The organism is Streptomyces sp. NPDC060027, assembly GCF_042737005.1.
Classification (GTDB): domain Bacteria; phylum Actinomycetota; class Actinomycetes; order Streptomycetales; family Streptomycetaceae; genus Streptomyces.
In genome coordinates this window covers 68496-91324 of record NZ_JBHWVI010000003.1, presented here as the reverse complement: position 1 = coordinate 91324, position 22829 = coordinate 68496, and the positions used below count along the sequence as shown (strand labels likewise).

The following is a 22829-nucleotide window of genomic DNA, read 5'->3' as shown; positions in this document are numbered from 1 at the left end:
GGGCGAGCGGTGTGCTGATCCCTACGACACGCCGAAGCGCGTCGCCAGCTGCTCCCGCTGCGCCCTGACGAACGCCGCGTCCACCGCCGCCCCGTGCCCCGGCACGTACACCGCGTCCTCCCCACCCAGGTCCACCAGCCGGTCCAGGGCGGCAGGCCAGTGCGACGGTACGGCGTCCGGGCCCGCCTGGGGTTCGCCGGACTCCTCCACCAGATCGCCGCAGAAGACGATCTCGGGCGACGTGAGCGACGCGGGCGGCGGGAGCGACGCGCGCGACGCGGGCCGGGCGGGCGGTGCGGGCGGTGCGGGCGATCCCGGTGGCTCCGCCGGCGAGGGTGGCCCGGGCGCGCCGGGGATCAGGACCGCCAGGTCGTGGCCCGTGTGCCCCGGGCCGACGTTCGCCAGCAGCACCTGGAGCCCGCCGCCCAGGTCGAGGGTCCACTCGCCGCTCACGGAGTGCCGGGGAGCGACCAGCAGGTCCGCCGCCTCGGCCGCCGCGTCCGGGTCGAGACCGTTGCGCACGGCGTCCGCGCGCAGCTCCTCGCGCTCGTGGGCGAAGACCGCGTCCAGCCCGACCGCGCCGAAGACCTCCACGTCCGTGAACGCCGCCGCGCCGAAGATGTGATCGAAATGCGGATGGGTCAGTGCGAGGTGCGTCACTCGGCGCTCCGGCCCGAGGAGCCGTTCGGCCTCGGCGCGCAGCCACGCGCCCTCCGCGAGGCTCGACCCCGCGTCGATCATCAGGGCCGCGCCCTCGCCGACGACGAGCCCGACCGTGCAGTCCCAGTCCGGAAGTCGCCGCCGCCCGACCCGGGGTGCCACCCTTTCCCACCCCAGCTCTTCCCAAGTCAGCCTCATACGGCGACGCTAGCGGTGACCGGGTGCCGCGCACGACATCGCAGGCCCGCCCTTGCCGGGGTCGTGCCCCACCGCCGTACACTGGGCCGGGGAACGTTGGCACTCGCGTGCGCTGAGTGCCAGGCGAAAGCCACGAAGGCCACGAAGACCATCGAGTCGACTTCTGGAGGTGTGCGCGATGCTCAGTGAACGCAGGCTCGAGGTGCTGCGCGCCATCGTCCAGGACTATGTCGGCACCGAGGAACCGGTCGGTTCCAAGGCGCTCACCGAGCGGCACCGGCTCGGCGTGTCGCCGGCGACCGTCCGCAACGACATGGCCGCCCTTGAGGACGAGGGCTACATCGCCCAGCCGCACACCAGCGCCGGGCGCATCCCCACGGACAAGGGGTACCGGCTCTTCGTCGACAAGCTCGCCGGAGTCAAGCCGATGACCGCGCCCGAGCGGCGGGCCATCCAGAACTTCCTGGACGGTGCCGTCGACCTCGACGACGTCGTCGGGCGGACCGTGCGGCTGCTCGCGCAGCTCACCCGGCAGGTCGCCGTCGTGCAGTACCCCTCGCTGACCCGCTCGACCGTGCGCCATGTGGAGCTGCTGTCGCTCGCCCCCGCGCGGGTGATGCTCGTGCTGATCACGGACACCGGCCGGGTCGAGCAGCGCATGATCAACTCTCCCGCGCCGTTCGGTGAGACGTCGCTCGCGGATCTGCGGGCCCGGCTCAACAGCAGGGTCGCGGGGCGCCCCTTCGCGGACGTCCCGCAGCTCGTGCAGGACCTCCCGGACGCCTTCGAGGCGGAGGACCGGGGTACGGTCTCGACAGTGCTCTCCACTCTGCTGGAGACACTCGTCGAGGAGACCGAGGAGCGGCTGATGATCGGCGGTACCGCCAATCTCACCCGTTTCGGACATGACTTCCCTCTCACCATCCGGCCGGTGCTCGAAGCGCTGGAGGAGCAGGTTGTGCTCCTCAAGTTGCTTGGAGAGGCCGGGGATTCGAGCATGACCGTGCGAATCGGGCACGAGAACGCGTATGAGGGACTCAACTCCACGTCCGTGGTCTCCGTCGGCTACGGTTCGGGCGGCGAGGCAGTAGCCAAACTCGGCGTGGTCGGCCCGACCCGCATGGATTACCCGGGAACGATGGGAGCGGTACGAGCGGTGGCACGGTACGTCGGACAGATCCTGGCGGAGTCCTGAGTGGCCACGGACTACTACGCCGTACTCGGCGTGCGCCGCGACGCGTCCCAGGACGAGATCAAGAAGGCGTTCCGGAGGCTCGCTCGCGAGCTGCACCCGGACGTCAATCCCGATCCGAAGACGCAGGAGCGCTTCAAGGAGATCAACGCCGCGTACGAGGTGTTGTCGGACCCGCAGAAGAAGCAGGTCTACGACCTCGGCGGTGACCCGCTGTCCCAGCAGGGCGGCGCCGCCGGCGGCTTCGGCGCGGGCGGCTTCGGGAACTTCTCGGACATCATGGACGCTTTCTTCGGCACGGCGTCGCAGCGCGGACCGCGCTCGCGCACCCGCCGGGGCCAGGACGCCATGATCCGGCTGGAGATCGAGCTGGACGAGGCGGCCTTCGGCACCACGAAGGACATCCAGGTCGACACGGCCGTCGTCTGCGCCACCTGCAACGGCGAGGGTGCCGCGCCCGGCACCGCCGCGCAGACCTGTGACATGTGCCGCGGTCGCGGCGAGGTGTCCCAGGTCACGCGGTCCTTCCTCGGCCAGGTCATGACCTCGCGGCCGTGTCCGCAGTGCCAGGGCTTCGGCACCGTGGTCCCGACCCCGTGCCCCGAGTGCGCGGGCGACGGCCGGGTCCGGTCCCGTCGCACCCTCACGGTCAAGATCCCGGCCGGTGTGGACAACGGCACACGGATCCAGCTCGCGGGCGAGGGCGAGGTCGGCCCCGGCGGCGGCCCCGCCGGTGACCTGTACGTCGAGATCCACGAGCTGCCGCACTCGACCTTCCAGCGGAGGGGCGACGACCTGCACTGCACGGTCACCATCCCGATGACCGCGGCGTCCCTCGGCACGAAGGTGCCGCTGGAGACCCTCGACGGCATGGAGGAGGTCGACATCCGTCCGGGCACCCAGTCCGGTCAGTCGATCCCGCTGCACGGCCGGGGTGTCACCCACCTGCGCGGCGGCGGCCGCGGCGACCTCATCGTGCACGTCGAGGTCACCACGCCGACCAAGCTCGACGCGGAGCAGGAGCGGGTGCTGCGCGAGCTCGCCGTACTGCGCGGCGAGGAGCGGCCCACCGGTCAGTTCCAGCCTGGTCAGCAGGGGCTCTTCTCGCGCCTGAAGGACGCCTTCAACGGTCGCTGACCCAAGCGCGGCGCGGGGTGGTAATGCCACCCCGTGCCCGCCCATCCCGGTGGTCCCTGCCGGGCGGACGGCCGGATTCGGACTTGTACTGAGGACGTGACAACATGCCGTCATGTCCTCCGCACTGACCGATCTCTTCCCTCACCCGATCGTGCAGGCCCCCATGGCGGGCGGCGTTTCCGTCCCCCAGCTCGCGGCCGCCGTGTCCGAGGCGGGCGGGCTGGGATTCCTCGCCGCCGGGTACAAGACCGCCGACGGTATGTACCAGGAGATCAAGCAGCTGCGCGGGCTGACCGGACGTCCCTTCGGCGTCAATCTGTTCATGCCACAGCCCGAGTACGCCGGCGCAGGCACCGGCTCCACCGGAGCGTCCGGCGCCGCGCTGCCTTCCGCCGCCGCGGTCACGGTCTACGCCAACCAGCTCGCGGGTGAGGCCGCCTGGTACGAGACCGAGCTCGGCGATCCGGACAGCGGCCGCGACGACGGCTACGACGCCAAGCTCGCGGTCCTCCTCGACAACCCGGTGGCCGTGGTCTCCTTCCACTTCGGCGTGCCGAGCCAGGACGTGCTGGACTCCCTGCGCCGCGCCGGCACGCTCACCCTGGTCACCGCGACCACGGCCGAGGAAGCCCTCGCCGTGCAGCTGGCGGGCGCCGCCGCCGTCATCGTGCAGGGCATCGAGGCCGGCGGACACCAGGGCACCCACCGCGACAACCCGGAGACGGACGGCACGGGCATCGGGCTGCTCTCCCTGATCGCACAGGTCCGCGAGACGGTGCAGATCCCGATCGTCGCGGCCGGCGGCATCATGCGCGGCAGCCAGATCGCCGCCGCCCTCGCCGCGGGCGCGAACGCGGCCCAGCTCGGCACGGCGTTCCTCGCCACCCCCGAGTCCGGCGCGAACGCCGTGCACAAGGAGGCGCTGACCAACCCCCTCTTCGTCCGCACGGAACTCACGCGCGCGTTCTCCGGGCGGCCGGCGCGCGGGCTGGCCAACCGCTTCATGCGCGAGCACGGCCCGTACGCCCCCGCCGCCTACCCCGAGATCCACCACCTGACCTCGCCGCTGCGCAAGGCGGCCGCCAAGGCGGGCGACGCGCAGGGCATGGCGCTGTGGGCGGGACAGGGCCACCGCATGGCGCGCGACCTGCCCGCCGGGCAGCTGGTGGAGATACTGAACGCCGAGATCGCCGCCGCCAAGACAGCGTTGTCGGCAACCGACGAGATCCCGGAAGAGGGTGCGGCCCGATGACGGCACCGGTGTTCCTGGTCGACCACTTCGACGCGGGCGGCGGCGGACGCTACGTCCTCGACGGCGCCGAGGGACGGCACGCCGTCTCCGTGAAACGGCTGCGACCCGGCGAGGACGTCGTACTCACCGACGGGGCCGGGCGCTGGGCGGACTGCGTCGTCCTCGACACCGAGGGCAAGGACCGGCTGATCGTGAAGATGGACTCGGTGGCGGAGGAACCGGCCGAGGAGCCGCGCATCACCGTCGTCCAGGCCCTGCCCAAGGGCGACCGGGGGGAGCTGGCCGTCGAGACCATGACCGAGACCGGCGTCGACGCGATCGTCCCCTGGGCCGCCTCCCGCTGCATCACCCAGTGGAAGGGCGACCGGGGCCTGAAGGCGCTCACCAAGTGGCGCGCCACCGCCCGGGAGGCCGGCAAGCAGTCCCGCCGGGTGCGCTTCCCGGAGGTCGCGGACGCGATGACGACCAAGCAGGTTGCCGCACTTCTCGCCAAAGCCGATCTCGCCGCCGTACTCCACGAGGACACCGAACTCGGCACCGAGCCGTTCGCGACGGCCGGCCTGCCCGGTTCCGGGGAGATCGTCCTGGTGGTCGGCCCCGAGGGCGGGATCTCCCCGGAAGAGGTCGCGCTCTTCACCGAGGCGGGCGCGAAGATGTTCCACCTGGGGCGTACGGTGCTGCGTACGTCGACGGCCGGGACCGTGGCCACGGCACTGCTGCTGGCCCGCACCGGCCGCTGGTCCTGACCCGTCACCCGCACATCCAGCAGGGATTCCATGGAACTCGCCCAGGTACGGCTGCTCGTCTCCGACTTCGCCGCCTGCTACCGCTTCTACTCCGAAGTCCTCGGCCTCAAGCCCCAGTCGGGCGCGGCCAAGGGCCCGTACGAGAAGTTCAGTCCCGTCACCGGGTCGGCGGGCATCGCCCTCCAGGACCGCGCGATGATGGCCGGGGTCCTGGGCGAGCTCGGTGACGTGGTGACCGGGCACCGCTCGCTGGTGGTGCTGCGGGTGGACGACCTCGACACCTACTGCGAGCAGGTCGTCTCACGCGGCGCGACTCTGCTGCACGGCCCGGCGCCCATGACGGACCGGATGCGCGTCGCCCATCTCAAGGACCCCGAGGGGAACTTGGTGGAACTCCAGGAGTGGCAGCTGCTGCTCGGCTGACGAGCGACCCGGGGCCGTCCCGGCCACCGGGACGAGGAACTCCTTCGGGTGGTTGTGCGCCCGATGGCCGCATGCGGTCTACCGCGGTGGGCCGTGCGGTGGCACGCTGCCGTCCATGGGGGCTTTGAGGCGTATCAGGAGCCGGACGGGGCGCAGGCGGGTGCTGATGGCCGTCGGGCTGGGCGCGGCCGGCGTGTTCGGAGTGGCCGCGTGCGAGCCCGGGGACGGGCTCAGCGCCGCCACCGTGTCCTACACGACCGACCAGACGGCGACGAAAGAACTCGAACGGCGCCAGGTGGACGTGCGCTGGCTCAGCTGCACGGCGCACTACGGCGGCGCCAACAAGGTCTACACGCCCGGGAAGTCGCCCTCGCCGACGGAGAACACCGTGGCGTCCGTCGACTGCCAGGGCCAGACCGGCGACGGACGGGACATCGTCGTCAAGGGCAAGGTCACCCGCGCCGTCGACGGCGCCTGCGTACGCGGCGACCTGCGGGCCACCGTCGGCGGGAAGCAGGTGTTCCGCGTGAGCGGCCTGGGCGACTGCAACGCCACCGACGGCCCCACTCCGCCGGTCACCTACAACCCCCCGAACGGACAGCCCGACCCCACCGTCACGGTCACCGTCACGAAGACCATGTGGTGCAAGGGCGACCCCACCTGCTGGCCCGCGCAGGGCAAGTGACCTGCCAAGCCGTCCACGGATCAAGTGATCCAAACCCCTGTCGGGGCGTGCGTCCGCTGCGTAGGGTGACCGGGTGACAGAGTCCGCAGCCTCCGCGTATCTCCGGTTTCCGCATCTGCACGGCGAGTTGGTCGTCTTCACGGCCGAGGACGACATCTGGGCCGCTTCCCTCGACGGCGGCGGCCGCGCCTGGCGAATCAGCGCCGACAACGTAGCGGTGAACCATCCGCGTATCTCCCCGGACGGCACGACGGTCGCCTGGACGTCCACGCGCGACGGCGCCCCCGAGGCCCATGTCGCCTCCCTGGCGGGCGGACCCGCCAAACGGCTGACGTACTGGGGCAGTTCGAAGACCCAGGTACGCGGCTGGACCCCCGACGGACAGGTGCTCGCCCTCAGCACCCAGGGCCAGGCCAGCCTGCGCCGCACCTGGGCACGGTCCGTCCCGCTCGACGGCGGCCCCGCGACGACCCTGCCGTACGGCCCCGTCGGCGACGTCGCCCACGGCGCGCCCGGTGTCGTCCTGCTGTCCGCCCCGATGGGGCGCGAGGCGGCCTGGTGGAAGCGGTACCGCGGCGGCACGGCGGGCAAGCTGTGGATCGACCGGGACGGCGAGGGCGAGTTCGTCCGGCTGCACGAGGACATCGACGGGAACCTCGAGTACCCGTTCTGGGTGGGCGAGAGGATCGCCTTCCTGTCGGACCACGAGGACGTCGGGGCCCTGTACTCCTCCCTCGCCGACGGATCCGACCTGCGGCGCCACACGCCCCTGGACGCCTTCTACGCCCGCCACGCGGCCACCGACGGCACCCGGGTGGTGTACGCGTCCGCCGGTGAACTGTGGCTTCTCGACGACCTCGACGGCGCCGAGCCGCGCCGGCTGGACATCCGGCTCGGCGGCCAGCGCGTCGACCAGCAGCCCCACCCCGTCAGCGCCTCGCGCTGGTTCTCCGCCGCCGCGCCCGACCACACCGGACGCGGCAGCGCGATCTCCGTGCGCGGCGCCGTCCACTGGGTCACCCACCGCTCCGGACCGGCCCGCGCGCTCGCCACCGAGCAGGGCGTCCGCGCCCGGCTGCCCCGCACCTTCCGCGCCGAGGGCGAGGAGCACGTGGTCTGGGTGACGGACGCGGAGGGCGACGACGCCCTCGAATTCGCCCCCGCCACCGGCGTCGCCCCCGGAGCCACCCCGCGACGGCTCGCCGCGGGCGCGCTCGGCAGGGTCCTCGGCCTCGCCGTGGCACCCGACGGAAGCCGCGCCGCCGTCGCCTCCCACGACGGGCGCGTGCTGCTCGTCGAGCGCGAGAGCGGCGAGGTCCGCGAGGTGGACCGCAGCGAGGACGGCGAGGTCACCGGACTCGTCTTCTCGCCCGACTCCGCGTGGCTCGCCTGGTCGCACCCCGGACCGCGCCCGCTGCGCCACCTCAAGCTCGCCAACACCACCGACCTGTCGGTGACCGAGGCGACCCCGCTGCGCTTCCGGGACTACGCACCGGCGTTCACCCTCGACGGCAAGCACCTCGCGTTCCTCTCGGCGCGCGCCTTCGACCCCGTCTACGACGAGCACGTCTTCGACCTGGCGTTCGTCGGCGGCTCCCGGCCGTATCTGATCACCCTGGCCGCGACGACACCGTCCCCCTTCGGGCCGCAGCGCCACGGCAGGCCCTTCGAGGCGCCCGACAAGGACGAGACACCCGACAGCGAGGGCACCCCCAGCACCCGTATCGACCTGGACGGACTCGCCGACCGGATCGTGCCGTTCCCCGTCGAGGCCGCCCGCTACTCGACGCTGCGCGCCGCCAAGGACGGGCTGCTGTGGCTGCGCCACCCGCTGCGGGGCGTGCTCGGCTCCTCCCGCGCGACCCCGGACGGCCCGGACCCGAAGACCGAACTGGAGCGGTACGACCTCGCCCAGCAGCGCATCGAGCACCTCGCCGCCGACGCCGACCACTTCACCGTCACCGGAGACGGCAAGCGGGTCCTGCTGTGGACCGACGGCAAGCTCAAGGTCGTCCCCAGCGACCGCCGCGCCTCGAACGACGACGAGAGCGACACGAACATCACCGTCGACCTGTCGCGGGTGCGCCAGACCGTCGACCCGGCCGCCGAATGGCGCCAGATGTACGACGAGACCGGCCGCCTCATGCGGGACAACTTCTGGCGTCCCGACCTGGGCGGTGTCGACTGGGACGCGGTCCTGGAGCGGTACCGGCCGGTCCTGGAACGGGTCGCCACCCACGACGACCTCGTCGACCTGCTGTGGGAGGTGCAGGGCGAACTCGGCACCTCGCACGCCTACGTCACCCCCCGCGGCGGATGGGGCGGCGGCGACCGGGCGCAGGGGCTCCTCGGCGCGGACATCTCCCGTCACGAGGACGGCAGCTGGCGCATCGACCGGATCCTCCCCTCGGAGACCTCCGACCCGGACGCCCGGGCCCCGCTCGCCGCGCCCGGCGTCGCGGTGCGCGCCGGGGACGCGATCGTCGCGGTCGGCGGACACCCCGTGGACCCGGTGGCCGGGCCCGCGCCGCTACTCGTCGGCACGGCCGGCAAACCGGTGGAGCTGACCATCTCGCCCTCGGGCGGCGGCGATCCGCGCCACGCGGTCGTCGTACCGCTCGCCGACGAGGAGCCGCTGCGCTACCACGCGTGGGTCGCCGACCGGCGCCGCTACGTCCACGAGCAATCCGGCGGACGCCTCGGCTATCTCCACGTGCCGGACATGGTCGGCTCCGGCTGGGCGCAGCTCCACCGCGATCTGCGCATCGAGGTGGCCCGCGAAGGCCTCGTCGTGGACGTCCGGGAGAACCGCGGCGGCCACACCTCCCAGCTGGTCGTGGAGAAACTCGCCCGGCGGATCGTCGGCTGGGACCTGCCCCGCGGCCTGCGCCCCTACAGCTACCCGGAGGACGCGCCGCGCGGCCCCGTCGTCGCCGTCGCCAACGAGTTCTCCGGCTCGGACGGCGACATCGTCAACGCGGCGATCAAGGCACTCGGCATCGGACCCGTGGTCGGCACCCGCACCTGGGGTGGCGTCATCGGCATCGACAGCCGCTACCGCCTGGTCGACGGCACCTCCGTCACCCAGCCCAAGTACGCCTTCTGGCTGGAGGGTTACGAGTGGAGCGTCGAGAACCACGGCGTCGATCCCGACGTCGAGGTCGTCCAGGCCCCGCAGGACCACGCGGCCGGCCGCGACACCCAGCTCGACGAGGCGGTCAGGATCGCGCTGGCCGCGCTGGAGGAGAACCCGGCGAAGACCGCGCCCGCGCTGCCGCCGCTGTGACCCGCGCGGGCGGGCGGCGCCACGAGCCGCCCGCCCCGCCGGGCCGCTAGCATGCGGAGGTAATGATCGGCTGGCGTGAGGAGGCACACGCATGGCGCAGGAGCCGAGGCGAGCAGAGGGCGGGGAGCCGCAGGACGACTGCCTGTTCTGCAAGATCGTGGGCGGGCACATTCCGGCGACACTGGTGCGCGAGACCGACACGACCGTGGCGTTCCGCGACATCAACCCCCAGGCGCCGACCCACATCCTGGTCATCCCCAGGGTGCACTACCCGGACGCGGCCTCCCTGGCCGCCGCCGAACCCGCCGTCGCGGCGGACCTCCTGCGCGAGGCCGGCGAGGTCGCGGGCGAGGAGAAGCTGGAGAGCTACCGCGTCGTGTTCAACACGGGCAGCGGGGCCGGACAGACCGTCTTCCACGCGCACGCCCACCTCCTGGGCGGCCGCGGCATGCAGTGGCCGCCGGGATAGCCGGCCTTGTCCGCCCGTGAACTGGTGGTCCTCGGCACCGCCAGCCAGGTTCCGACCCGGCACCGCAACCACAACGGCTACCTGCTGCGCTGGGACGGCGAGGGGTTCCTCTTCGACCCGGGTGAGGGCACGCAGCGCCAGATGCTGCGTGCCGGGGCCGCCGCGCACGACGTGCACCGCATCTGCGTCACGCACTTCCACGGCGACCACTCGCTCGGACTCGGCGGGGTGATCCAGCGCATCAACCTCGACCGCGTACCGCACGAGGTGATCGCGCACTACCCGCTCTCCGGACAGCACTTCTTCGAGCGGCTGCGCTACGCCACCGCCTACCGCGAGACCGCCCGGCTGACCGAGGCGCCGGTCGCGGACGACGGTGTCCTCGCGACGACCCCCGGGTACACCCTGGAGGCCCGCAGGCTCTCCCACCCCGTCGAGTCCTTCGGGTACCGGCTGGTCGAACCGGACGGGCGGCGGATACTGCCCGAGCGGCTCGCCGAGCACGGGATCAAGGGGCCCGACGTCGGGGTGCTGCAGCGGGAGGGCTCGCTGCGGGGCGTCACCCTCGACGACGTCAGCGAGGTGCGGCGCGGACAGCGGTTCGCGTTCGTCATGGACACCCGGCTGTGCGAGGGCGTGGACGCGCTCGCCGAGGACTGCGACCTGCTCGTCATCGAGTCGACCTTCCTCGACGGCGACCACCGGCTCGCCTCGGACCACGGTCATCTGACGGCGGGTCAGGCGGGCCGGGTGGCCAAGGAAGCGGGCGTACGGCACCTCGTGCTCACCCACTTCAGCCAGCGCTACTCCGATCCCGGGGAGTTCGAACGCGAGGCCCGCGCGGCGGGGTTCGACGGGGAGCTGACGGTGGCGCACGATCTGGTGAGGGTGCCGGTCCCGAAGCGGCGGTGACGGCTCGGTCGCTCCGGGTCCGCTCGGCGCCGCTCCGATGTTTCGATGTCATGGTGTCGGGAAGGTGCCGGTTTCGGTATGCCCGGGAAGCGACCGTACGATGCTTCGATGTCCCTCCCCAAGGCTGAACTGCACCTCCACATCGAAGGCACCCTCGAACCCGAGCTGGCCTTCGCGCTCGCCGCGCGCAACGGCGTCACCCTGCCGTACGCGGACACCGAAGAGCTGCGCAAGGCCTATCTCTTCGACGACCTCCAGACGTTCCTGAACCTGTACTACGAGCTCATGGCCGTCCTGCGGACGGAAGCGGACTTCGCCGACCTGGCCGACGCCTACCTCGCCCGGGCCGCCGCGCAGGGCGTGCGGCACGCGGAGATCTTCTTCGACCCGCAGGCGCACATCGCCCGGGGCGTGCCGATGGGGACGGTCGTCGAGGGGCTGTGGCGGGCGCTCGGCCGCAGTGAGGAGACCCACGGCGTCTCCACCCAGCTGATCATGTGCTTCCTGCGCGACGAGTCCGCCGAGTCCGCCATGGACACCCTTCACGCCGCGAAGCCCTACCTCGACCGGATCGTCGGCATCGGCCTCGACTCCGCCGAGGTCGGCCACCCGCCGGTCAAGTTCCGCGCGGTGTACGAGGCGGCCGCCGAGCTCGGTCTGCGGCGCGTCGCGCACGCCGGCGAGGAGGGGCCGCCCGCGTACATCACCGAGGCCCTCGACCTCCTGGGCGTCGAGCGCATCGACCACGGGCTGCGCTGCATGGAGGACCCCGAGCTCGTCGAGCGGCTGGTCCGGGAGCGGGTGCCGCTGACGCTCTGCCCGCTGTCGAACGTACGGCTGCGCGCCGTGGACGTCCTGGCGGAGCACCCGCTGCCCGCCATGCTGGACGCCGGTCTCCTGTGCACGGTCAACTCCGACGACCCCGCGTACTTCGGCGGCTACGTCGGCGACAACTTCCACGCGGTGCGCGAGGCCCTGGGTCTCGGCGAGGAGCGGTTGCGGGAGCTGGCGCGCAACTCGTTCGAGGCGTCCTTCCTGGAGCACGACGAGGAGCGGCGCGCGCGGTACATCGCCGAGGTCGAGGCGTACGAGTTCCCTTAGCAGGGAGAGCGCCCGCCGATCCGTGTGCCGTCCGGCCGCCGGGACGGAGGGACGGAGGGACGGAGGGACGCAGGGACGGGCGGGCGTCAGACGGACACGGTCCCCGGGGCGGACGCGGCGGACGCCGCGTGCCGGGGGCCCGCCGTGGCGTACGCGTCCCGCTGGGCGTAGGCGTCCCGCTGGGCGGGCACGGCCTCCAGCCCGATCCCCGTGGCGGGGACCTTCGCGAAGGGGCTGTCCAGGGCGGGGGCCGGTGCCACGGAGATCTCCACGACGGGGACTTCCGTGACCGGGCCGCCCGCGACGGCGATGTCCGTGAACGGGCTGTCCGCGGCCGGGACCGGTGCCACGGGGGCGTTCGCGACCGGCATCTCCGGGACGGTGATCCCGACGATCTGCGTGCCGCGCCGCGGACGCAGGGCCACGAGGGTCATCGGGACGCCGACCAGCAGCAGGCCGGCCGCCAGGACGGTGCCCATCGCCGGGTAGCCGGCCCGCGCGGACAGCAGGCTGCCGGTGAGCGGGCCGCACGCGGTGCCGAGCGAGGAGGCGGAACCGACGAGGACCGCCCACCGGCCGCGCGGGTCCATGGACGCGGCGAGACCGATCACGTACGTGAGCACGACCGGGTACAGGGTGTTCCAGGCGATCTCGCCCGCCGCGAAGGACGTCAGATCGGTGGCCGCCGAGCTGAGCGCGATGCAGCCGGCGATCAGTGCCGTGCCCAGGCCGATCGGCAGCCCCGTGCCGAGCCGCGGGCCGAGGGCGCCCGCGCCGACGACCCCGAGCAGTCCGGCGCCGAGCGCCACCGCGAAGACCGCGCCGACGGTGACCTCGGTGAGGCCCGCCTGCGTCAGACCTATCCGGCCGCTCACGCCCCACAGGGCGTTCTGCGCGAGGGACCAGAAGAGCATCGCGGCGGCGAGGAGCAGCCCGGAGCGGCGGTGCGGGAGCGGACTGGCGGCACGCCGGGTGCGGGCCGCCGGCGCGTGGGCGGGAAGGCGTCCCGTCAGAGGCAGCGAGAGCAGGGACGCGCAGGCGATCGCGGCGAGCGGGACACCGTGCGCCGGGCCCAGACGCGGGATCGTCAGATACAGCGCGCCCGCGAGGGCGGAGACACCGAGCAGACCGAGCGTGGTGACCCGGTGCGGATCGCGCCGACCGGCGATCCCGGTCGCGGCGACCGTGGTGGCCGTACCGGAACCGAAGCCGCCGACGATCGCGCCGGCGACCACGAGGGGGACGGCCGACGAGAGCGCGGCGGTGCCGTAGCCGACGGCGGCGAGGAGCAGACCGGCGCGGGCGAGCCGGCGCGGGCCGAAGCGGTCGACGCGGGAGGCGAGCAGGAAGCCGGCCGAGGCCGAACTCAGCAGCAGGACACTGCCGACGGCGCCGGCCTGGGTGGCCGAGAGCGGGAGCCCCGCGTCCAGGCGACCGACGGTGGTGGGCAGCAGATACGCGGCGAGGTACCCGGCCGTGAAAAGGGCGACGAGGGGCCAGGGCGTGGTGGTGCGGGCGGACACGGGCGTTCCCAGGGCATGCGAGAGCGGCTCAAGAAGGGGGAGGGGGCGGCTGTCGACGGACAGGAACGCGCGGGGCAATTTGTATCAAGTGGGTGGCTCCGCGAAGAAGGCCGAAAGATGTGATCTGGGGCACTCTCCGGTTTGGGGGGAGAGGCCCGGGGTAGGAGCGCCGATCCTTCAGGCGCCCAGCGGGGACGGATGCCGGTGCCGTGCCACGGAGGCGAGGGCGTTTCGGCAGGTGGGGGACCGGAGCGCGTACCTGGACGCGGGGCGGGCGCGGGCCCGGAGGGGACGACACCCACCCGCACCACGGACGGCCGCCACCCCGGCGTGACCCTCGGTCCCGTCCGGCCGGTGTGGTGCACACTGGCCAGATCCGCACCACCCCAGGGAGCGCACCGTGATCGCGTCCAACGGCGAGGGACCGTACCGCCAGGCCCATGTCGACCCGCTCGCCGGGCTGCGCACGGCGAGCGACCCGCCCTGGGACGTCTACCTCACGGGCACCGTCTTCCTGGACATCATCTTCACCGGGCTCGACTCCGCCCCCGTGCGCGGCACCGAGTCCTGGGCGCGCGGCATGGGTTCGAGCCCCGGCGGCGTCGCGAACATGGCGACCGCCCTCGCCCGGCTCGGGCTGAAGACCTCCCTGGCCGCCGCCTTCGGGGACGACCACTACGGGGAGTACTGCTGGGACGCCCTGGAGCAGGGCGAGGGCATCGATCTGGCGCCGTCGCGGACGGTGCCCGGCTGGCACTCGCCGGTCACCGTGTCGATGGCGTACGAGGGCGAGCGGACCATGGTCAGCCACGGGCACGAGCCGCCCCCCGAGGAGCCCGCCCCGGACTGCCCGCCGCGCGCGCGGGCCGCCGTCGCCTCGCTGACCCCGGGAGTCCGCGCGCCCTGGATCGCGGAGGCCGCGAGCCGGGGCACCCGGATCTTCGCGGACGTCGGCTGGGACGACACCGGCCGCTGGGACCTGGCGGGCCTCGCCGATCTGGCGCACTGCGAGGCGTTCCTGCCGAACGCCGAGGAGGCCATGCGGTACACCGGCGCCGACTGCCCGCGCGCGGCGGCGCACGCGCTGGCCGAGCACGTACCGCTGGCGGTCGTCACCCTCGGTGCCGAGGGCGCCTACGCCGTGGACGGCCGCTCCGGGGAGAGCGCCGAGGTCCCGGCGATCGCCGTCGAGGCGCTGGACCCCACGGGCGCGGGAGACGTCTTCGTCGCCGGATTCGTCATGGGAACCCTGGCCGACTGGCCGCTCTCCGACCGGCTCGCCTTCGCCGGGCTGACCGCCGCGCTCTCCGTCCAGGAGTTCGGCGGATCGCTGTCGGCGCCCGGCTGGTCGGAGATCGCCGCCTGGTGGCGCCGGGTCCAGTCGGTCGACGACCAGGATCCGGCGGCCCTGCGCCGGTACGCCTTCCTGGAGGGACTGCTCCCCGAGGTCACCCGCCCCTGGCCGCTGCGGCGGGCGGTGCCGACGATCGGCTTCGGCCGCTCGGCGTGAGGCCACCGGACCGCCGGGTCCGGCCGGGAGCCCCGGATCTCCTGCGGGTCACCCGAGCGCGAGGTCGGGGGGCCGGTCGGGCGTCCGGTCGAGGGGCCGGTCGGGCGTCCGGTCGGGGCGTCGCGAGGTCACGACGTCGTGACCTCAGGAAAAGCCCTACGGCTCTGTCAGTGCCGCGACGTACGCTGGGAACCGCAAGGCTGCCCGTGTGGCAAGCGTGCCGACCGAGGAGGATACGCAGGCCTACAGAGCCGGCCCATGACTCAGACACCCACAGCTCACGACCCCGTTCAGGGGCAGGCGCGCGCGCACTTCACCGTCCCGGCCAAGCACCCCATGGTGACTGTTCTGGGTTCCGGAGACGCCCTGCTGCGCGTGATCGAGAAGGCCTTCCCGGCGGCCGACATCCACGTCCGGGGAAACGAGATCAGTGCGGTCGGCGACGCCGGTGAAGTCGCTCTCGTCCAGCGCCTGTTCGACGAGATGATGCTGGTGCTCCGCACCGGGCAGCCCATGACGGAGGACGCAGTGGAACGCTCGATCGCCATGCTCAGGGCGAGCGAGAACGGGGAGGGCGACGGCCAGGAGACTCCGGCCGAAGTGCTCACGCAGAACATCCTGTCCTCGCGAGGCCGCACCATCCGCCCCAAGACGCTCAACCAGAAGCGCTACGTCGACGCCATAGACAAGCACACCGTCGTGTTCGGCATCGGCCCCGCCGGTACCGGCAAGACGTACCTCGCCATGGCGAAGGCCGTCCAGGCGCTCCAGTCCAAGCAGGTCAACCGGATCATCCTGACCCGCCCGGCGGTCGAGGCCGGCGAGCGTCTCGGCTTCCTGCCCGGCACGCTCTACGAGAAGATCGACCCCTACCTGCGCCCGCTCTACGACGCGCTGCACGACATGCTCGACCCGGACTCGATCCCGCGGCTCATGGCGGCGGGCACGATCGAGGTCGCGCCGCTGGCTTATATGCGGGGACGCACGCTCAACGACGCCTTCATCATCCTGGACGAGGCCCAGAACACGAGCCCCGAGCAGATGAAGATGTTCCTCACCCGGCTCGGCTTCGAGTCGAAGATCGTGATCACGGGTGACGTGACGCAGGTCGACCTTCCGAGCGGCACGAAGTCGGGTCTGCGGCAGGTCCAGGACATCCTGGAGGGCCTCGACGACGTCCACTTCTCGCGGCTCACGTCCCACGATGTCGTACGGCACAAGCTGGTCGGCCGTATCGTCGACGCGTACGAGAAGTACGACAGCGAGAACGGCACCGAGAACGGCTCCCACAAGAGCCGGGGCCACAAGGGGAAGTAGACCAGCACCGCCATGTCGATCGACGTCAACAACGAATCCGGAACCGAGGTCGACGAGCAGGCGATCCTCGACATCGCCCGCTACGCGCTCGCACGGATGCGCATCCACCCGCTCTCCGAGCTCTCGGTGATCGTCGTGGACACCGACGCCATGGAGCAGCTGCACATCCAGTGGATGGACCTGCCGGGGCCGACGGACGTCATGTCCTTCCCGATGGACGAGCTGCGTCCGCCGTCGAAGGACGACGACGAGCCGCCGCAGGGGCTGCTCGGCGACATCGTGCTCTGCCCCGAGGTCGCCGAGCGCCAGGGCAAGGACGCCCCGACGGAGCACTCCATGGACGAGGAGCTCCAACTGCTCACCGTCCACGGCGTGCTGCACCTGCTCGGCTACGACCACGAGGAAGCCGACGAGAAGGCCGAGATGTTCGGTCTGCAGGCCGCCATCGTGGACGGCTGGCGCGCGGAGAAGGGCATCACGGGTCCGTCTCCGGCCCCGACCGTGTCATGAGCCCTCAGCTGGTCATCGGTGCCATCGCCCTGGTCGTCGTCGCCTGGCTCGCCGCCTGCGCGGAGGCGGGCCTCGCGCGCGTCTCCAGCTTCCGCGCCGAGGAGGCCGTGCGCAGCGGGCGGCGCGGCAGCGCCAAGCTCGCGCAGGTCGCCGCGGACCCGACGCGCTACCTGAACGTGGCGCTGCTCGCCCGCGTCGCCTGCGAGATGGCGGCCGCCGCGCTCGTCGTCTACGCCTGCCTGAAGGAGTTCGACAAGACCTGGCAGGCGCTCGCGGTCGCCATCGGCGTCATGGTCCTCGTGTCGTACGTCGCGGTCGGCGTCTCGCCGCGCACCATCGGCCGCCAGCACCCCCTGAACACCGCGACGGCGGCGGCGTACGTCCTGCTGCCGCTGGCCCGGATCATGGGCCCGATCCCCCCGCTGCTGATCCTCATCGGCAACGCGCTCACGCCGGGCAAGGGATTCAGGCGGGGCCCGTTCGCCTCCGAGGCGGAGCTGCGGGCGCTGGTCGACCTCGCCGAGAAGGAGTCCCTCATCGAGGACGAGGAGCGCCGCATGGTGCACTCCGTCTTCGAGCTCGGCGACACCCTGGTGCGCGAGGTCATGGTGCCCCGCACGGACCTCGTCGTCATCGAGCGCTACAAGACGATCCGGCAGGCCCTCACCCTGGCCCTGCGTTCGGGCTTCTCGCGCATCCCGGTCACCGGGGAGAGCGAGGACGACATCGTCGGGATGGTGTATCTCAAGGACCTGGTCCGCAAGACGCACATCAGCCGCGAGGCCGAGTCCGAGCTGGTGTCCACGGCGATGCGCCCGGCCACGTTCGTGCCCGACACCAAGAACGCGGGTGATCTGCTGCGCGAGATGCAGCAGGAGCGCAATCACGTCGCCGTCGTCATCGACGAGTACGGCGGCACGGCCGGCATCGTCACCATCGAGGACATCCTGGAGGAGATCGTCGGCGAGATCACCGACGAGTACGACCGCGAACTGCCGCCCGTCCAGAAGCTCGGCGACGACCGCTTCCGGGTGACCGCCCGCCTCGACATCGGCGACCTCGGCGAGCAGTACGGCTTCGAGGCCTACGACGACGAGGACGTGGAGACCGTCGGCGGACTGCTCGCCAAGGCACTGGGCCGGGTGCCCATCGCCGGTGCCTCCTCCGTGGTCGAACTGCCCGACGGGCGTGAACTGCGGCTGACGGCGGAAGCCGCGGCCGGCCGCCGGAACAAGATCGTCACGGTCCTCGTCGAGCCGGTCGGCCCGGCGGGGCCGCCCGGGGAGGCGAAGCCGGAGTGACCCCGCGGCAGCTGCGCGCGTTCTGCCTGTCCTTCGACGCGGCCGTCGAGGACTTCCCCTTCACCCCCGAGACCTCGGTCTTCAAGGTGCTGGGAAAGCTCTTCGCGCTGACGAACCTGGACGCGGACCCGCTCAAGGTCAATCTCAAGTGCGACCCGCAGGACGCGATCCGGCTGCGCGACCAGTACCCGGGGCTGATCCTCCCGGGCTACCACATGAACAAGCGGCACTGGAACACGGTGACCGTGGACGGCGAACTCCCGGACCGTCTGGTCCGGGAGCTCGTCGAGGATTCGTACGATCTCGTCGTCGCGGGTCTGCCGCGGGCCGAGCGCCTGCGTCTCGACCGTCCCTGACCCTCAGCGGGTCCGCGTCGCGCCGCCTCGCCCGAGTCCCGCCGCGACCAGTCCCGCCGCCGCCAGCACGACCGCCGCGTCCAGGGCGAGGACCGTGTGGACTCCGGCCAGCAGGTCGTCCGACGTGGTCGCGAGGACACCGAGGAGCGGGATGCCGACCGTGATGCCCACCTGCTGGGTGGAGGTCACCAGGCCGGTGGCCAGGCCCTGTTCCTCGTCGGGGACCCCCGAGGTGACGGTCAGGCCGTACGAGATGATCGCGCCCAGGTGGCACATGCTGGCCAGCGACACCGCGACGGTGGCGATCCAGACGGACCAGAGGTGTGTGCCCAGCGTCAGCATCGTCGCCACGAACAGCCCCTGCCCGGCCAGCGAGCCGACCAGCGTACGGCGGGCACCGAAGCGGCCGATGACCTTCGGGGCGTACACCCCGGCGACGGCCGACAGCACGCCCTGCACGCCGAACACCAGGCCGGTCTCGAAGGCGGAGAGCGCGAGGGTCTCCTGGAAGTACAGGGTCAGCACGAACACGACCGTCGACATCATCGAGAAGGTGACCAGGCCGCCCAGGTTGCCCCACGCCACCGTGCGGCGGCGCAGCATCGGGAGGCTGACCAGCGGGGCGGCGGCGCGGGACTCGACGCGGACGAAGGCGCCGAGCAGCAGCACGCCCACGACGAGAGCCGTGACGACGTCCGCGCCGCCGAAACCGCGGTCCGCCGCCGTCGACAGGGCGTAGATCAGGGCCAGCAGGGAGCCGGTGACGGTGACCGCGCCCGGGATGTCCAGACGCGGGCGGTCGGGGGTCCGGGACTCGGGCAGCAGGCCCGGGGCCAGCGGCAGCACGATCAGCGCGAACACCGACAGCAGACCCATCGTCGAACGCCAGCCGAGCACGTCCGTCAGGACGCCGCCCGCCACCATGCCGACCGTGAAGCCGAGCGACAGGAGGGTGCCCGAGATGCCGAGCGCGCGGTCACGCGCGGGGCCCTCCGGGAAGGTCGTGGTCAGCAGCGACATGCCGGCCGGGACGATCGCCGCCGCGCCCAGGCCCTGCAGGGCGCGTCCGGCCAGGAACGACGTCGGGTCCCAGGCGAAGGTCGCGAGCAGCGAGGCCGTCCCGAACAGGGCCAGTCCGGCGAGGAAGAGCCTGCGGCGGCCGAACAGATCGCCGATGCGGCCGAAGAGGAGCAGGAATCCGCCGGACGGCAGCGCGAAGGCGGTGACCGCCCACTGGAGTGCCGAGCGGCTCATGCCGAGGTCGGCGCCGAGCACGGGCAGTGCCACGTTCAGGACGGAGAAGTCCAGCGCGACCATGAACTGGGCCGCGCACAGCACGAAGAGGACGAGCCGGTCGCGCCGCGACAGCCCGCTGCCGAGGGGTGGATGGTCCTTCCCGGGAGCCGGGGGAGCCGGGGGAGCCGGGGGAGCCGGGGGAGCCGGGGGAGCCGGGGGAGCGGAGGAACTACGGGTCCGGCGGCCGTTCGTGGTGCCCGGATCGGTGCCCGGATCGGTGCCCGGATCGGTGCCCGGCGCGGTGTCGCCGGGGGTGCGGTCGGTGGACGTGGTCGTTGTCTCGGTCGCCATGGCAACAGCCTGCGGTGGCCGGAATATCCGTGGGGAGCCGGAACTTATGCTGGTGGTCGCACCACCAGCCACCGGAGGGGGACGCGTACGTGACAGGGGACGTGCTCAAGACCCATCGGCGCCCGGAACTGCGGGAGTTCCTGATGAGCCGCAGGGCGCGGGTGTCGCCGGCCGAGGCCGGTCTCCCGGACGGCGGTGCCCGCCGCCGCACCCCGGGGCTGCGCCGTGAGGAGGTCGCCGTCCTCGCGGGCGTCGGGGCCTCCTGGTACCAGTGGCTGGAGCAGGGGCGGGACATCTCCGTGTCGCCGCAGGTCCTCGACGCGGTCGCCCGCGTGCTGCGGCTCAGCAACACCGAGCGGCGCCACCTGTACACGCTGGCCGGACTGAACCCGCCCGCCCCCGAAGTCGCCCCCGGGGACCGGGACATGTGCGACGGGCTGCGGCGGCTGATCGACACGTGGATGCCGTATCCGGCGCACATCATGGACCCGTACTACAACTGCGTCATGTACAACGACGCCGCCCAGGTCGTCCTCGGCATGCGTCCCGAGAACACCCAGAACTGCATCGTCGACTTCTTCACCGACCCGCTCTACCGGGGCCGTTCGCGGACCTGGGAGCGCAACGCGCGTACCGTCGTGGCCCAGTTCCGCGCGTCGTGCGCCGCCGCGCCGGACGACGAGGGGTTCCGTGAACTGCTGGCCCGACTGACCGAGGCCAGCGCCGAGTTCGCGGAACTGTGGGAGCGGCGGGACATCGAGGACGCCGGGCAGATCCGCAAGGAGCTCGACCATCCGCTGGTGGGGCTGCTCGCCGTCGAGTCCACGGCGATGAAGGTACCGGTCCGGCCCGATCTCACGATCGTGCTGCACACGCCGCTGCCGGAGGCGAACACGGCGTCGAAGCTGGAGTGGCTGGCCTCGCCGGAGGGCCGGCGCGGGTCGATGTATCCGGTGGCCGGCTGACCCGCCGCGTCCGGTGACCCTTCGGCGGGAGCGCGCGCCGGCACTTCGTATGCTCTGGTCATGACCGACAGCAGCGCGCTCGACCCCGAGGACCGCAAGATCGTCACCCTGGCCCGTTCCGCGCGGGCCCGCAACGGTGTGCCCGAGGGGGCCGCCGTACGGGACGAGACGGGGCGTACCTACGTCGCCGGGACCGTGGAGCTGACGTCCTTGCGGCTGAGCGCCCTGCAGACCGCCGTGGCGATGGCCGTGGCGTCCGGTGCGAAGTCCCTGGAGGCGGCGGCCGTGGTGTCCGAGGCGGAGGCCGTCGCGGACGCGGACCGCGCGGCCGTACGGGATCTCGGCGGGCCCGGGACTCCGGTGCTGCTGGCCGGGCTCGACGGCGTCGTACGGCGGACGGTGACGGCGGGCTGATCAGGCTTCCCGCGCCCGGCGGCCCCACCGGCCCGCGGCCGGAACACCCGGCGCGGGCGGTGCGGCCTACGCGGGCGGTGCGGCCGGGGCCGACGGAGGCGGAGGTCCCTCAGAAGCCGAGCTTGCGCAGCTGCCGGGGGTCGCGCTGCCAGTCCTTGGCGACCTTCACATGGAGGTCGAGGTAGACCGGCGTGCCCAGCAGCGCCTCGATCTGCTTGCGGGACTTGATGCCGACGTCCTTGAGCCGCTTGCCCTTGGGGCCGATGATGATGCCCTTCTGGCTGGGGCGCTCGATGTAGACGAAGGCGTGGATGTCGAGGAGCGGCTTGTCGGCGGGGCGGTCCTCGCGCGGCAGCATCTCCTCGACCACGACGGCGATGGAGTGCGGAAGCTCGTCACGGACGCCCTCCAGGGCGGCCTCGCGGATCAGCTCCGCGATCATGACCTGCTCGGGCTCGTCCGTCAGGTCGCCCTCGGGATAGAGGGCGGGCCCCTCCGGCAACAGCGGGACGATCAGATCGGCCAGCAGACCCACCTGCGAGTCCCCCACCGCCGACACCGGAACGATCTCGGCCCACTCGAAGCCCAGCTCGCGGCCGAGCTGGTCGATCGCGATGAGCTGCTCGGCGAGCGTCTTGCTGTCGACGAGGTCGGTCTTCGTGACGATCGCGATCTTCGGCGTCTTCTTGATGGACGCCAGTTCCTTCGCGATGAAACGGTCACCCGGGCCGAGTTTCTCGTTCGCGGGCAGGCAGAAGCCGATCACGTCGACCTCGGCCCAGGTGGTGCGGACGATGTCGTTGAGCCGCTCGCCCAGCAGGGTGCGCGGTTTGTGCAGGCCAGGGGTGTCGACGAGGATCAGCTGCGCGTCGGGCCGGTGCACGATGCCCCGCACGGTGTGCCGTGTGGTCTGCGGCTGGTTCGCGGTGATCGCCACCTTCTGGCCGACCAGAGCGTTCGTGAGGGTGGACTTGCCCGCGTTGGGGCGGCCCACGAAACAGGCGAAGCCGGCGCGGTGGTTCCCCACTGCCTCGGACGGCTCGGATGACTGGTTGCGAACGCTCATGGCGCCCATTCTCCCTGATCGTCGGGCGCCCGCCGTACCAAGCTGTTCGATACCCGGGAAGCGGGCATTCCGACACTCGTGTACCGGGCGTACGGGGACCCGCGCACCGGACCTTCCGACACCGCACCAGGCGCCCCGCTTGTGAGGATTCGGAAATCACGGCGCAATGAAACACACCGGAAACGTCGGTGAACGCAACCGGAAATGCGAGCCCGTGAC

Annotated in this window: 21 protein-coding genes; 17 read left to right on the top strand and 4 right to left on the bottom strand. The window is 72.3% G+C overall.

Annotated features, from left to right (window positions below; all coding sequences use genetic code 11):
* Positions 1–21: 21 nt before the first annotated feature.
* On the bottom strand, positions 22–858 hold the full coding sequence (locus ACFWBT_RS01630; protein ID WP_385694495.1) for an MBL fold metallo-hydrolase: 837 nt from the start codon (positions 856–858) through the stop codon (positions 22–24).
* A 178-nt stretch (positions 859–1036) separates the two neighbouring features.
* Between ACFWBT_RS01630 and hrcA the strand changes: the two genes are divergently transcribed.
* From hrcA to ACFWBT_RS01580, 10 genes are all read left to right on the top strand, one after another.
* Positions 1037–2053 (top strand): heat-inducible transcriptional repressor HrcA, encoded by a 1017-nt coding sequence (gene hrcA / locus ACFWBT_RS01625; protein ID WP_351119547.1) that lies wholly within the window; start codon positions 1037–1039, stop codon positions 2051–2053.
* Positions 2054–3187 carry a molecular chaperone DnaJ gene (gene dnaJ, locus ACFWBT_RS01620; RefSeq protein WP_385694492.1) on the top strand — a complete coding sequence of 378 codons (1134 nt, stop codon included), beginning with the start codon at positions 2054–2056 and terminating at the stop codon, positions 3185–3187. It begins immediately after the preceding gene.
* Positions 3188–3299: 112 nt separating this feature from the next.
* Positions 3300–4439, top strand: coding sequence for a nitronate monooxygenase (locus ACFWBT_RS01615; RefSeq protein WP_385694489.1), 1140 nt, complete (start codon positions 3300–3302; stop codon positions 4437–4439).
* A complete protein-coding gene (locus ACFWBT_RS01610) occupies positions 4436–5185 on the top strand; it encodes a 16S rRNA (uracil(1498)-N(3))-methyltransferase (RefSeq protein WP_385694487.1) in 750 nt (249 codons plus the stop codon). The genes ACFWBT_RS01615 and ACFWBT_RS01610 overlap by 4 nt, the downstream gene beginning before the upstream one ends.
* Positions 5186–5215: 30 nt before the next feature.
* Entirely contained in the window at positions 5216–5608 is a 393-nt protein-coding gene (locus ACFWBT_RS01605; protein ID WP_385694485.1) for a VOC family protein, read from the top strand.
* Between the two features lie 115 nt (positions 5609–5723).
* Complete coding sequence (locus tag ACFWBT_RS01600) at positions 5724–6293, top strand: hypothetical protein (RefSeq protein ID WP_385694482.1); 570 nt, start codon at positions 5724–5726, stop codon at positions 6291–6293.
* Positions 6294–6366: 73 nt separating this feature from the next.
* Positions 6367–9579 carry a S41 family peptidase gene (locus tag ACFWBT_RS01595; RefSeq protein ID WP_385694479.1) on the top strand — a complete coding sequence of 1071 codons (3213 nt, stop codon included), beginning with the start codon at positions 6367–6369 and terminating at the stop codon, positions 9577–9579.
* Positions 9580–9670: 91 nt separating this feature from the next.
* On the top strand, positions 9671–10048 hold the full coding sequence (locus tag ACFWBT_RS01590; RefSeq protein WP_385694476.1) for a histidine triad nucleotide-binding protein: 378 nt from the start codon (positions 9671–9673) through the stop codon (positions 10046–10048).
* 6 nt (positions 10049–10054) lie between these two features.
* On the top strand, positions 10055–10960 hold the full coding sequence (locus tag ACFWBT_RS01585; RefSeq protein ID WP_385694473.1) for a ribonuclease Z: 906 nt from the start codon (positions 10055–10057) through the stop codon (positions 10958–10960).
* 108 nt (positions 10961–11068) lie between these two features.
* Positions 11069–12061 carry an adenosine deaminase gene (locus ACFWBT_RS01580; protein WP_385694471.1) on the top strand — a complete coding sequence of 331 codons (993 nt, stop codon included), beginning with the start codon at positions 11069–11071 and terminating at the stop codon, positions 12059–12061.
* An 86-nt stretch (positions 12062–12147) separates the two neighbouring features.
* On the opposite strand, the gene ACFWBT_RS01575 is transcribed toward ACFWBT_RS01580, so the two are convergent.
* Complete coding sequence (locus tag ACFWBT_RS01575; RefSeq protein WP_385694468.1) at positions 12148–13584, bottom strand: MFS transporter; 1437 nt, start codon at positions 13582–13584, stop codon at positions 12148–12150.
* 400 nt (positions 13585–13984) lie between these two features.
* Here ACFWBT_RS01575 and ACFWBT_RS01570 point away from each other — a divergent pair, with 400 nt between their 5' ends.
* From ACFWBT_RS01570 to ACFWBT_RS01550, 5 genes are all read left to right on the top strand, one after another.
* Positions 13985–15094, top strand: coding sequence for a carbohydrate kinase family protein (locus ACFWBT_RS01570; RefSeq protein ID WP_385694465.1), 1110 nt, complete (start codon positions 13985–13987; stop codon positions 15092–15094).
* Positions 15095–15352: 258 nt separating this feature from the next.
* Complete coding sequence (locus ACFWBT_RS01565; protein ID WP_385694463.1) at positions 15353–16411, top strand: PhoH family protein; 1059 nt, start codon at positions 15353–15355, stop codon at positions 16409–16411.
* A 12-nt stretch (positions 16412–16423) separates the two neighbouring features.
* Positions 16424–16921: an rRNA maturation RNase YbeY gene (ybeY, locus tag ACFWBT_RS01560; protein ID WP_037618724.1), complete on the top strand. Its 498-nt coding sequence runs from the start codon at positions 16424–16426 to the stop codon at positions 16919–16921.
* Complete coding sequence (locus tag ACFWBT_RS01555) at positions 16918–18222, top strand: hemolysin family protein (protein ID WP_385694459.1); 1305 nt, start codon at positions 16918–16920, stop codon at positions 18220–18222. The genes ybeY and ACFWBT_RS01555 overlap by 4 nt, the downstream gene beginning before the upstream one ends.
* Positions 18219–18578, top strand: a complete 360-nt coding sequence (locus ACFWBT_RS01550) for an MmcQ/YjbR family DNA-binding protein (RefSeq protein WP_385694457.1) — start codon at positions 18219–18221, stop codon at positions 18576–18578. The genes ACFWBT_RS01555 and ACFWBT_RS01550 overlap by 4 nt, the downstream gene beginning before the upstream one ends.
* A gap of 3 nt (positions 18579–18581) precedes the next feature.
* On the opposite strand, the gene ACFWBT_RS01545 is transcribed toward ACFWBT_RS01550, so the two are convergent.
* Positions 18582–20165, bottom strand: coding sequence for an MFS transporter (locus ACFWBT_RS01545; RefSeq protein WP_385694454.1), 1584 nt, complete (start codon positions 20163–20165; stop codon positions 18582–18584).
* Positions 20166–20308: 143 nt separating this feature from the next.
* On the opposite strand from ACFWBT_RS01545, the gene ACFWBT_RS01540 reads away from it, so the two are divergent.
* Positions 20309–21130 (top strand): helix-turn-helix transcriptional regulator, encoded by an 822-nt coding sequence (locus ACFWBT_RS01540; protein ID WP_385694569.1) that lies wholly within the window; start codon positions 20309–20311, stop codon positions 21128–21130.
* A gap of 60 nt (positions 21131–21190) precedes the next feature.
* Positions 21191–21544 (top strand): cytidine deaminase, encoded by a 354-nt coding sequence (locus ACFWBT_RS01535; protein WP_385694452.1) that lies wholly within the window; start codon positions 21191–21193, stop codon positions 21542–21544.
* Between the two features lie 109 nt (positions 21545–21653).
* Here the strand turns inward: ACFWBT_RS01535 and era are convergent, their stop codons facing one another.
* The gene (gene era / locus ACFWBT_RS01530) at positions 21654–22619 is read right to left on the bottom strand and encodes a GTPase Era (protein WP_385694449.1); all 966 of its coding nucleotides are present in this window, start codon (positions 22617–22619) and stop codon (positions 21654–21656) included.
* Between the last annotated feature and the right edge of the window lie 210 nt (positions 22620–22829).